Raw genomic sequence first — 12,222 nt, forward strand, 5'->3', positions numbered from 1 at the left:
TGTTTCATAAAAAAGTTTTTAGACTAAAACGGTACAGGACAATCGAATGTCAATTGTGCACCTGTTTTAGGATGAGCGAAGCTTAATTGCGTTGCATGTAAGCACAAACGCGCATAAAGCTGCTGCTGTTCGGGTGTGGCATATAAGGTATCACCCAGAATCGGATGACCTAAATATTGCATATGCACACGAAGCTGATGCGAACGCCCTGTAATCGGAATCAGTTGAACTCGAGTTACAGTTTGTCCTTGAATTTCTAAATGTTCGATCGCTTGCCATTCTGTTAATGCAGGTTTGTGATAAGAGGCATCCACAATATGTAAGGGTGGACGGCTTGGATCATAAATTACAGGAATATCGACGGTGCCCTGACCTTCTAAATGCCCAGCAACCAAAGCTTGATAAATTTTGGAAGTCTGACGATCCTGAAACTGACGTGAAATCGTGCTCTGTCCAAATTTGGATAGGCCAAAGACCAAGATACCTGAAGTGTCACGATCTAGACGATGAATCAGTAAGGTTTTGGGTTCTAGTTCTAATAGACGATTGATTAAACAATCTTGTAAATCTGGCGTTTTCCCTGGCACAGTGAGTAAGCCTGCAGGTTTATGGATGACCATAAAATCTTCATCACGATGAATCAAATGTTCACTTAGAAAATCACTCAAGGTAGCCTTCCAACGACTGGATGAAAACAAGCGGGCAATCATAAAAAGCTTAGCGCTGAATTACAATGCATGACACGTATTTTTACTAATTTTTTTCGTGTTTCTCTCGATATTTCATCCAGAATCGAATTTAAATGATGATTTAGGTTTGTTGCTCTAGAAATTGTTGAATTGCATACTGGGCAATTTCTGCATCTTGAAAAGATTGTACCCCCGAAATCCCTACAGCACCGACCACCTGTGCTTGATACACAATCGGCTCTCCGCCTTCTAGCATGCCTTTTGCCGCATTAATCGTTAAAAAGCCAACTTTTCCATCACGGATCATATCTTCTGATACCTTGGTTGCTCTACGGCTGACCGCAGCAGATTTGGCTTTTTCTTGACAAATCTCTGTTGAGAGTACCGACGCACCATCCATGCGCTTCATCATTAACAAGGTTCCACCGTCGTCCACAACTGCAATGCTGACATTAAAGCTATGCGCTGTTGCATATTGCAAGGCTGCATCAACCAGAATTTCCACATCAGCGGACGTTAAATAATGTTTAGTTTTCATGTTTTACTCCATTCCTATGGGTTTCTTATAAAAAAGCTTTTAGATGTGATACAACTGCAATCTACAGCCTACGCAAGCCCAAAGCACAGCCTAAGACCAGCGCAAATATAGTTTATTATTCAAGCATTATTTTAGCTGGCGGTACAATAAAGATTATTTATCTTTTTTGTTCATCGCTAAGGTTTATCCTATAAACAGGTAGCAAATCAGTACGGTTGCATTAAGGCCAATCCTTATTTTTTTAATACCTTAAGCTTTCTATTCATTTCAGATTAAAGATATATCCATTAAAAAAGCCCGAATAAATCGGGCTTATGTATGTATCGCAGCGTTATTTCATTTCAGCAAAGGTTTCTTTTGCTGCCTGAATGGTCTCTGCAATATCCTGATCAGAATGCATTGATGAAATAAAACCAGCTTCAAATGCTGATGGTGCAAGATAGACGCCACGCTTTAACATGCCGTGGAAGAATTTCTTGAATGCTTCAACATCACAAGCCAACATTGAATCAAAGCTGGTGATATCTTCTTGATCGGTAAAATACAAACCAAACATACCGCCAACTTGCTGGGTTTTAAATGGAATCCCCGCTTCGTCTGCCGCAGCCTGTAAACCTGCCAGTAATTTGGCTAACTGTGCTGAAAGCTTGTCATAAAACTCAGGTTCACGAAGATGCTTGAACATCGCAATGCCTGCACGCATGGCCAATGGGTTACCCGACAAAGTTCCTGCTTGGTAAACACCACCTAATGGTGCAATGCATTCCATGATTTCACGTTTACCGCCGAAAGCACCGACCGGTAAACCCGCACCAATAATTTTACCCAAAGTGGTTAAATCTGGTTTCACGTTATAGACCGATTGCGCACCGCCCAAAGCGACGCGGAAACCCGTCATCACTTCATCAATAATGAAGACTGATTTGTATTCATCACACACATCACGAATCGCCTGCAAGAAACCATCGATTGGTGTCACCAAGTTCATGTTACCTGCAACAGGCTCAATGATCACACCTGCAATCTCATGACCAAACTTGCTAAAGCATTCTTTCAGCGCTTCGATATTATTATATGGCAGCGTTAAGGTATGTTTGGCAAAATCAGCAGGCACCCCTTTTGACGTTGGCTCACCTTCGCCTAAAGTCAGTAAACCTGAACCTGCTTTTACCAATAGTGAATCGGAATGACCGTGATAACAGCCTTCAAATTTCACAATTTTGTCACGGCCAGTATAGCCACGTGCCAGACGAATCGCGGTCATGGTTGCTTCTGTACCTGAACTGGTCATACGCACCAACTCAATGGATGGCATAATGTCACAGATCGTATCTGCCAGCGTCGTTTCGTGCACAGTTGGCGCACCAAAACTTAAACCATCTTCCGCCGCAGTTTGTACTGCTTGAATAATATCTGGATGTGCGTGACCCAAAATCATTGGGCCCCATGAACCGACATAGTCTACGTAGCGTTTGCCATCAACATCCCACAAATACGCCCCTTTTGCCTTTTCGATAAAGACTGGCGTACCGCCAACACCGTTAAATGCACGTACAGGTGAGTTAACCCCACCTGGAATATGTTTATTTGCTTGTTTAAATAGCTGTTCTTGCTTTGGAGATAAGCTCATAAAAGACTCAACCTAGAATCGAGGACGAGGAACGTTGTCGTTCCGAGAAACAATAAAGGTTCCGCGAAGCGGATACATATAATTAGTCAAATAACTTTGCCCATGCATCTACACGAGCAGGAATTTCGGCTGTTGATCGGCCTAATATATCACTAATTACTGCACAAAGGCTCGCACCAGCCTCAATCACCACTTGAGAATTTTCAACGGTCAACCCGCCAATCGCACAAATCGGTACAGCAAACTTTTGTTTCGCCTGCTGAATGACTTCGATGCCTACATTACCCGCTTCTGGTTTGGTTGAGGTGGCATAGACCGCACCAAATGCCACATAAGTCGCCCCATCCGCAATTGCCTTTTCAGCCAGTTCTAATGAGTTTAGACAAGTCCGCCCAATAATCACACCTGATGGCAAACGTGTAGCCGCATCGCTAATTTCACCATCGGACTGTCCAAGATGCACACCTAAACCAAATTGTTCAGCCAGTGCCAAATTATCATTAATCACAAATGGGACTTGATGCTTTTCACAAAGTGCTTTGATCTGTTCGACTTCACTTGGCTGATCAGCTTTTGCTACTTTTTTACGACGATATTGCAGAATCGCAATCTGTCCTGTTGCTAGAGCCACATCTAATTTTTCTAATAATAGTTGGATTGGATCATCATTGGTAATGAGGTATAGACCGCGCATAAATCACTCAGTTAGAACACTTTTCAATTGATACTGTAAAGAATATTGATGTCATAAGCTATATTGATTGTGCATAGAAGCTCTGATTGCTACCAAGATCAATAAAGCACTTTAAATTTTGCTATTGGTGAAACTACAGTACAGTTCGATCTATATTACATTTCATCGGATAGTTGTCTAAACGAGTCATTTTTTTATTTTTGCTCATTTTCGTGCTCATGAAGCTATTATAAAATAACTGAAATCATTTGATTTCTTTCCGTGGTTTTAGATGGATCTAATCAAGCAAAGAGCAGTCATGAAAGTCTTGGAAAAAGTTCAAGATATTGATGACTGGGTCATGTTTTTGGAACATCTGAATCATGCTTTTAATATACAATTGTCTCAGCTTCTAGCAGTTGATCTGCAAGTCCAAGCACTGTCTTTTAGTGTACATCATGGTCTTAGTATTGATGCAGATTATCTCAATCAAGTGGCTTTGACCAATGTACGCCTAGAAATTGACGATGACCCACGTTTAAAAAAATCAATCTCAGCCCCATTTCAGGGCTGGATGCATGATTCACAACATTTTACAGAACAAGAAATTAATCAAACACAAGTCTATCAGCAGGTCTTACAACCACTGAATATACAATTTGGTTCTGCAATCCAACTCATTTATGATCAAAAAATTTGTGTGATCTTGGCACTCCTGACCAGCCCGCATCGTGGGGCGTTGAGCAGTTCAGAATTACAACCTTTTTATGACATGCTACCGATGTTGCAACAAAAAATTCAGCAGCATCGTCATCATTTTGAATATTCAACGCGGACTCTATTAGGCTCTCAGCTGATCCAAAAAATTAAACAACCAATTGCAATCATCAATTTGAATGGAACTGTCTTAGAGTTAAATGATGAAGCAAGACAATTATGTGAAAACAATCCGCACCTACGTATTGATCAACGAAGCTTCACTTTTAATGAATATTGCCAAAGCCTGTTTAGTCGGCATTTATTTGAGTTAGAGCACAATTACAATCATTATCAAACATTGGATTATGCTCAACGGACTAAAACAATGATGCTTGACCATGATTTATTTTTAACCTTGGATTTACTCATTCCTGAAAAAGCGCATAAAATTTTTGGTTTACGTCCTGTCGTATTAGCGACCTTTTCTTGTTTGAAACACAAGGCTAAATATCAAAGAGAGCTATACACACAGATTTTCCTCTTTACACCTGTAGAAAATAAAATCTGTGAACAGTTGTTGGACTCCAAAACATTAAAAGAGATTTCGCATACTTTCAACATTCAACTGGATACTGTCCGAAAACATTTACAATCAATTTTTACCAAAACCAGAACACATCGACAAAGTGAGTTGGTACAGTTATTAATGAAGTTTGTCTGAAATTTAAAAGTTCTAACGACAAACACTTTTTCACAATCTCAGTTGATAAAATTAGATTAGCTGACATTGCATTGTCCATCTTCGATCAAGTTTTGCAAAAGTCGAATTCATAGGACAAGCTACATAAATAATACTTCGTTTAGGCTTTTGGATTTCATCCGTACGTAAGTTAGTTGTATTTAAGTGAACAAAATCATGGCTACCAGAAGCATAACCATCTCCTTCCCACCATAAAATTTTAATATTTTGTCCACAATTATTAGGGTCTGTTGAGAATTACCGAGAGTTAATTAAACTCGCGCACAATTGAATCATGGCTTCAAAACTCGTATCTGTTTTACAACTACGCATCGCTATACGTTTAAATTCTTTTAACTTACAGAAATAGTTTTCAATGAGATGACGCCATTTATACATAATCGTATCAAATGCTCTCATTACTTTTCGATTAGATTTAGGTGGGATCACCACTTTCACTTTACGTTCATTGAGTTCTTGGATGAGCCAATCTGCATCAAATGCTTTATCCGCTAGTAATGCTTGAAAATCAACATCTTCGATTAAAGGTTTGGTTTCTACTAAATCGTGATATTGACCAGGCATTAATCGAAACTTAATGAGGTTGCCTAGACTATCCACTAAGGCAAGAATTTTACAGCTCATTCCACCTCGAGATTTACCTATAGACTGTTTGAAAGTCCCCCTTTTGCACCTTGGCCATGTCGATGAACTTTAACAATCGTTCCATCAATCATGGCGTATTCCAAATCAACATCTTCATTTACAGATGCAAAAATAGCTTCAAATACACCAGCTTTCACCCAATCACGGTATCTTTTAAAGACGGTATTCCATTTACCAAAATGAGCAGGTAGATCACGCCATGGACTGCCTGTACGGGCAATCCATAGGACTGCTTCTAAAAATAATCGATTATCTTTTCCACTACGACCTCGATCAGTCACTTTACCTAGGCAAAAAGGTTCCATTTTTGCCCATTGGGCATCAGTAAGTATGTATCTATCCATAGTACTATTATAAATTAATCAGTACCCTTTGTTAATTCTCAACAAGCCCTAGTGAAATAGTCATAATTATCAGATGAAGTATCGTCATATTTAATACAATAATTTAGATTACTAAATGTCTTTTTTCCTGTTTTTATCTGCTGCTGTGCGATTTGTTGACTTGCTACACCAGTCCAAAGGGTTGTACTTTGTTCAGCATCCAATGTCCCACCCAATGTAACGACATCTACAACTGGACCAACAATAAGTGAATATGCCCCATAAAATGTTCCCCATCCATAATTTCCTTTTTTAATCTCATCCTTGCTTTCTCCAAGCATTTGCATGGTTGTACATCCACTTAACAAATTTAAAATCATTACAGATAAAATAGTTTTTGAAAGATTTAACATATATGCTCCTTTTTTTAAATCATTAAAACTTCGTATTAAAATTTTTAAGTGTACAAATACCTGATTGCTCCTCAATTTTTGTGGTCCTAGCAAATTCAGTTTTTCCAAACTCTCGACCAATATATTTAAAACTTTCGTCAATTCTTGATATTTCAAGATCCTACGTTCTCTCACAACTTAAGCGAGCAATTACTTCATTAACTGTGCTAGGTTATATTGTGGTTGACCGTGCCGATAAAAATGGCTTGAGAATTGCTGTAACTCATCTTTATCAAAAGACATAAATTCCGGAATGCAATCATCTCCATAACAGCTATCATTTACTTGATTAAAAACTTCATTATTTTTATACGTTGTCGTGCTCTTTGTTACTTTACAAACGAAAGCCTCTGCTGCTTCAGCTAAAGCAGTTTGATTTAAAAGAAAAACAAAACTATATAATACGAATTAAATACTTCATTTTAACTTTTTCAAGGTATTTTCACGCATATGCTTTTCTTTATTAATTAGTTGAAATAAAAATAATTTTTGGTAAAAATAAATTTGGGACTTATCATGAACTCAAATAAGTCCCATCAACTTAATTAATCTCTGCTTTCTGCTGCACAAACCCAAGTTCCATTACTATTTTTTGAGCAGTCACAATCACTTTTAGGTTTACCTCCTCCAGTCGTTTCAAGAAGTTGTTTAGCTCCAGTGCATGCTTCAACTCGTGTAAGACTTTCCCAAGTCACCACTTTAGCCGTAGCCAAAGATGACAAGGTTGCACATAAAATAAATACTAATTTTTTCATCTTCTTATCCTTAATTAGCTGATTAATTTAATTAATTACAGATACAAAAATGTACCTGCGTATTAAATTATGGAAGGCTCTAATAAACCTGTCCATTCCATAAACATGGAATAGACTTTGTCTATTTTTTATAGTTAAACTTTTTAGATACTTGATTTGTCTTCTTTTTAAGCAATAAAAAGCCGCATCAAAAATACGGCAGAAGATAGATGTAGTACTTATTTTTTACACAAGTCTACATCTGCTTGATAATTCTTAAATGCTTGATTTTGTAGTTTCCCCCATTCTATTGGGTTTGATGCTGAGTAATTTGTACTATAGTTATTCATACTATTAGTAGCCACAATACCGATATTATCATAAGGTTTTGAACCACAAGTACTTACTAATTTATCAATTTTATTTAGAACATTAGGCCAGTCAGAATTCACTCTACGACAAGCAGCTGATTTTATAGTTTCACCAGATACCACAACTTGATCAGAAGGCCTTACATACTCAAAATTTTGACCAAAATCAGCATATGCACTTGCACATGACATAGATATATTAAATCCACCATTCTGTGGAATAGGATATGATGATAGTGGAGCAGAAACAGTAATAAAATAATTTTGATTTTGAGTTCCAAACGTATTCATTTCTGTATTAGGTGAGGTAGTTGGTTGAGTTACACCATTACTATTACTTAGTGTTCCAACCACATTAATCATTTCAAAATCATCATAATCCCCAGATGCGGGCTGTGAATTTATCTGCAAACGAATAGTTGAATCACTATTCTTATTTAGGGCAAATGTTGATAAAGAAAAACAGTGGGAAATATTAGTAAAGGCACCAGAAATATCACTATCCTTAAGTATTTGGACTATATATGTACCAACCTTGCCATCTTCAGACAAACTAATATTATCGTTTGACGGTTGTCCTTGATTACCTTGACTATTTATTCCTCTGGCAGTCATGTTAATACAAATTTGATCATATTTATTTTTTAAATTTGAAGTAAATTTAAATGTATCAAGCCAAACTTTTCCTTGTGATGGAACTTGTAATTGTGAATTAGATGAACCTTGAAAGCTATCATCTCCCAAATGAATAATATCCAAACCTTGAAAGAAAATAACATCGCTCTCTCGTATTAAAGGTAACTTTGGATTCGCTGAGTTTACATCTTTTGCTAACGCACCATTACTATAACTAAACAGTAATGTTGAGGGCATATAACCATCCTTTTTTATAATTCCAGCAAAAGTAGAAGGATAATTATATTCTTTAGGTGTCTCAAGATTATATGTTCCATCATCGTGAGATTTTGTAGCATATGTAACTTTTCCCAATCTCACCGAAATATCAGCATTAGCGATTGGGCTACCTTTCTCATCAACAATTTTTCCGCTTGTTTTCCAGACAGCTCCATCAATTCTCCCCTCTGTATTTGAGCCTCCACCACCACACCCAACCAACAATAAACTACCCACTAAAACACTTAATATTGAATATTTCATGTTGCTCTCCTCACTAAAAGCATAGTTCTAGTGTTAGAGAATTTTTTATTTTCGTCTATTCCATAAATGAGGAATAAATCTCATGAAATAAATAAAAAAACTGCCGAAGCAGCTTTGCGACACCGAATGTCGCTTTATAATTTTTAAATATACGTTGATTTACGACTCAATTTTATCAAACTTACGATCAATCAGACTTAAACGACCACGTGCAACATCAGACAACATGCGCCAATCCGAAATAAAGCTATACAGCGGTTGTTTAAAGCTGGCAGGCTTATTATGTTCAAAGAAGAAGTGCCCAACCCAAGCACAGGCATAGCCTGATACTAAACCATATACCGCATATTTTGCCTGACGTTTACGGATGGCTTGACTAAAGAAATATAAACCAATCGAACTGCCTGCTGCATGTAAACGGCGACTGGCGATATTGCGGTGTTCGGTTAAATAAAAATGATAAAATTCGTCATAGTTTTTAATGGGTAATGAAAATTCCACTGGCTGGGTAATATTCGCTGGTGCATTCATTTTAAGATCATCCTAATCGTGCAAGACTCTCCACACGTTAATGCATTTTCTGTACAAAATAAAGTCATTGCGTGCCATCCTTTCCCTGCTTAAAACAACTTTACAATGATTTTTGAGATCAACAAGTTATACTATTTTTATATTTATCATTCTCGGTGGTCAGGAGTCATAACATCATGGAAATAGAGCTAAAATTTCAACTCCCTGAATCTAAGAAAAAAAGTGTGTTGCAGCTTTTAAGCAAACAAAAAGCACAAAAAATTCAGCTACAAGCCAAATACTATGACACTGCTGACCGTTTACTGGCAAAAAATTATGTGGCTATTCGTTTGCGTCAGGAAGGTGAACATTGGGTGCAAACCTTTAAAGCTGCCAGTAAAAACCATTTACAACGCATCGAAGAAGATATTTATTTAGGCAAATGTACAGAAGAACCTGAACTGGATTTATCTTTATATCAACATAATCAAACGGTCCAAAACGTACTTCGCGATGTGTTAGGTGAAGAACCTGCTGAACTACAGTTGCAATTTCAAACTGACGTACAGCGTACATTTCATGTGTTCGAGTTTGAAGGGACTCAAATTGAAGTCTGCTTGGATGATGGCGAAATCCGAACTCCAACTAATCAAGCTAAAATCTGCGAAGTTGAATTTGAATTAAAACAAGGCTCAGCACAGTCTCTGATTGATTTTGCTAAAACCTGGGTAGATAAATATCAACTCTGGCTCGATGTGCGCAGTAAAGCTGAACGTGGCAATTTATTGGCTATGGGCAAAACGGTATCCCCTGCCAGCAAAGCGAAATCACTCAGCCTACAGAAAAATGTCAGTGCTGAACAAGCAATCAAACTGATTATCGAAAATACGCTTAATCATATCTTACCTAATGCAGCCGCAATTGCCGATGGTGTAGCCGAAGCAGATCATATTCACCAAGCTCGTGTTGGTTTACGTCGTTTACGTTCTGCTTTAAAACATTTTTCGAACTGGTCTGCGCAAATTGATCCTAGTTGGGAAAGCCAATTGGCTGATATTTTTAGAGCATTAGGTCAATCACGCGATAATGATGCGATTCAAGATTCTGTTATTCCTTTAGTAAAAAAAGTCTGTGATTTTGACTTCCCATTCCCTGAAAATGTTGACAGTGGTGTTTTTCAATTATTAAGCCACACTAAAACCACACAGCTATTTTTAGCATTACTCAGCTTCACCTATAGTGAGCATGAGTCTAAATCTAAACTGTCTAAACAAGCAGCTAAAAGCTTAACCAAGTTGTATCAAAAAATTCTTAAAGATACCTCTCAATTTTCGAAGCTAGAAGTCGAGCAACAACACCGTACCCGTAAACGCGTTAAACAATTGCGTTATTGCATCGACTTTATTGCAGGGATTTATCCTGAAAAACAAGTTCAACAATTCTTAAATAAGTTGCAGCCGATTCAGGAGTATTTAGGTTTTTATAATGATCTCTTTGTCGCCGAACAGATCTTTGAACAACAGGCTGTGAAGCATCCACAATTTTTATTTGCTTTAGGTTGGGTCAAGGCACAACAACCACATGTGGCCAAGAAAGCGAATAAAAAGCTACAGGGTTTATCTGCTAAAGATATTTTTTGGGATGAGGATTGATTGCTGCACAAGGGAAAATCACCTCACTCTGTTATCGTGCTGGCGGCATGGATGCCGCCGTTAAGCTGTGGCATCAAGGATGTGCCATCAGCTTAACAGAGGGGTTTTGTTACTTTTGCCCAGTCAAAAGTAAGGCACCACCTATACAAAAGGTATTCGGTTATTCATAATTTTTGAGGTCTTACTCACCTTAACGGAAAATGAAAATTAGTTCTTTAGCAGGCAGATAATATCTCCATATTAAGCTTAAATCATTTACCGATATTTCCCAAAAATCTTCCACGTACCATTATCAGCAATCGGATCACTATAACTATCATTACGCTGCTTACGTGGCTTGTCCCGTGCATCCACCAATTTAAAATGCGGCTCTACACTTAAAATCACGCCATTCATATAAAACCGAGTACGGGTATAGTCACTTTGCCCATGCTGAAATACATAGGTACGTAAATCAATAAATTCACGATGTGCAACTAAGGCCGCAGTATCGTCACTGCCCAACCATTCCTGCATCGCAAAAATCTGATCGGTCTCAAACTGGCCACATTTTTCTAACAAAGCCGCCACACCGCGAAAAGTTTTAGACTCTTTGGCACGGGTTTTATTGATCCGAATCCGATCCACCTGAAAGAAAAAAAGCGGCAGATTTAAGTGACTGGGTAAGTGAATCGCATCCACAATTTCGTCTTCCATAAAAGGCTGACATAACTGTTGTGCTCTTTCAATCAGCGGTTGCCACTGCCGATAATACTCATCTACATCCTCTTTCAGCCCATAATAAATCGGCAAGCCTTCGACATGCTCTAAATATTGGGGTGGATAAATATGCTGGCGTAATAAAGCAATATCCGTTTTTAAGCTTTGAATCGCGATTGCATCTTGCATAGTGGTTATTCTAATTGCTTAGGCTATTTTAGGTTAAGGCAAAGGTTTAGTTTCGACAAGGCTTTGTCTATAATAATGTGTCTTAACTTGTCGCTGGGAAAAACCATGTCTCAAAAAATTAACGCCACTGATGTGACGGAAGAAGAAGCTTTAAATGCAGTCTTTTTTGAGCGTGCAGATGAGTTCATTAAGCTTGCCAATGATTTCTGCCGACCACCCAAAGGTCAGCAAGCTAAACCAGAAGAATTACGTGGTCAAGTCAGTGCAGCCATGTTATTCGCCACTGCCCGTTTTAATACCTGGGTTGCAGCCAATAACTTTAAAGACGGCGAAGAAATGCGTGATGCCAAAGAGCAAGTAATGTCTTATCTACTGCAACAATTCCAAATGATGCTGGAAGACAACTTTGACGAATACTGTGAACAGTTTGAAAACTACTTACGCTTCCGTAAGAATGAAGATTTTCATGCGCATAAACATGATCATTAAACATTTCTGCT

At 38.0% G+C, this 12,222-nt stretch carries 13 protein-coding genes; 3 read left to right on the plus strand and 10 right to left on the minus strand.

Annotated elements, in window-relative coordinates; all coding sequences use genetic code 11:
• Positions 1-23 precede the first annotated feature (23 nt).
• From F895_RS03530 to thiE, 4 genes are all read right to left on the minus strand, one after another.
• Entirely contained in the window at positions 24-668 is a 645-nt protein-coding gene (locus F895_RS03530) for an RluA family pseudouridine synthase (RefSeq protein ID WP_010590054.1), read from the minus strand.
• A 142-nt stretch (positions 669-810) separates the two neighbouring features.
• On the minus strand, positions 811-1,227 hold the full coding sequence (locus F895_RS03525) for a GlcG/HbpS family heme-binding protein (RefSeq protein WP_005243384.1): 417 nt from the start codon (positions 1,225-1,227) through the stop codon (positions 811-813).
• A gap of 331 nt (positions 1,228-1,558) precedes the next feature.
• The gene (gene hemL / locus F895_RS03520) at positions 1,559-2,857 is read right to left on the minus strand and encodes a glutamate-1-semialdehyde 2,1-aminomutase (RefSeq protein WP_005243386.1); all 1,299 of its coding nucleotides are present in this window, start codon (positions 2,855-2,857) and stop codon (positions 1,559-1,561) included.
• Between the two features lie 82 nt (positions 2,858-2,939).
• Positions 2,940-3,551, minus strand: coding sequence for a thiamine phosphate synthase (thiE, locus tag F895_RS03515; protein ID WP_005243388.1), 612 nt, complete (start codon positions 3,549-3,551; stop codon positions 2,940-2,942).
• Positions 3,552-3,822: 271 nt separating this feature from the next.
• Here thiE and F895_RS03510 point away from each other — a divergent pair, with 271 nt between their 5' ends.
• Positions 3,823-4,950, plus strand: a complete 1,128-nt coding sequence (locus F895_RS03510; protein WP_026040195.1) for a helix-turn-helix transcriptional regulator — start codon at positions 3,823-3,825, stop codon at positions 4,948-4,950.
• A 276-nt stretch (positions 4,951-5,226) separates the two neighbouring features.
• Here F895_RS03510 and F895_RS19660 read toward each other — a convergent pair.
• The 5 genes from F895_RS19660 to F895_RS03485 all read right to left on the minus strand — a co-directional run bounded on the left by F895_RS19660 (position 5,227) and on the right by F895_RS03485 (position 9,203).
• Positions 5,227-5,978, minus strand: a protein-coding gene (locus tag F895_RS19660) for an IS5 family transposase (protein WP_111828215.1) whose coding sequence is annotated in 2 segments (ribosomal slippage) — positions 5,227-5,642 and positions 5,642-5,978 — 753 coding nt in all. Because the reading frame shifts where the segments join, the coding sequence is not laid out codon by codon here.
• A gap of 38 nt (positions 5,979-6,016) precedes the next feature.
• Positions 6,017-6,526, minus strand: coding sequence for a hypothetical protein (locus tag F895_RS0119095; RefSeq protein WP_010590158.1), 510 nt, complete (start codon positions 6,524-6,526; stop codon positions 6,017-6,019).
• 428 nt (positions 6,527-6,954) lie between these two features.
• Complete coding sequence (locus F895_RS03495) at positions 6,955-7,164, minus strand: hypothetical protein (protein ID WP_005243393.1); 210 nt, start codon at positions 7,162-7,164, stop codon at positions 6,955-6,957.
• A 218-nt stretch (positions 7,165-7,382) separates the two neighbouring features.
• Positions 7,383-8,672: a carboxypeptidase-like regulatory domain-containing protein gene (locus tag F895_RS03490; RefSeq protein WP_005243394.1), complete on the minus strand. Its 1,290-nt coding sequence runs from the start codon at positions 8,670-8,672 to the stop codon at positions 7,383-7,385.
• Positions 8,673-8,831: 159 nt separating this feature from the next.
• Complete coding sequence (locus F895_RS03485) at positions 8,832-9,203, minus strand: Mpo1-like protein (RefSeq protein ID WP_005243395.1); 372 nt, start codon at positions 9,201-9,203, stop codon at positions 8,832-8,834.
• A 176-nt stretch (positions 9,204-9,379) separates the two neighbouring features.
• On the opposite strand from F895_RS03485, the gene F895_RS03480 reads away from it, so the two are divergent.
• Positions 9,380-10,834, plus strand: a complete 1,455-nt coding sequence (locus F895_RS03480; RefSeq protein ID WP_005243396.1) for a CYTH and CHAD domain-containing protein — start codon at positions 9,380-9,382, stop codon at positions 10,832-10,834.
• 255 nt (positions 10,835-11,089) lie between these two features.
• On the opposite strand, the gene F895_RS03475 is transcribed toward F895_RS03480, so the two are convergent.
• Complete coding sequence (locus F895_RS03475; protein WP_005243398.1) at positions 11,090-11,722, minus strand: hypothetical protein; 633 nt, start codon at positions 11,720-11,722, stop codon at positions 11,090-11,092.
• 105 nt (positions 11,723-11,827) lie between these two features.
• Between F895_RS03475 and F895_RS03470 the strand changes: the two genes are divergently transcribed.
• Complete coding sequence (locus F895_RS03470) at positions 11,828-12,211, plus strand: DUF3144 domain-containing protein (protein ID WP_005243400.1); 384 nt, start codon at positions 11,828-11,830, stop codon at positions 12,209-12,211.
• The last annotated feature ends 11 nt before the right edge of the window (positions 12,212-12,222 follow it).

It is taken from the genome of Acinetobacter sp. CIP 64.2, from assembly GCF_000369645.1.
GTDB lineage: Bacteria > Pseudomonadota > Gammaproteobacteria > Pseudomonadales > Moraxellaceae > Acinetobacter.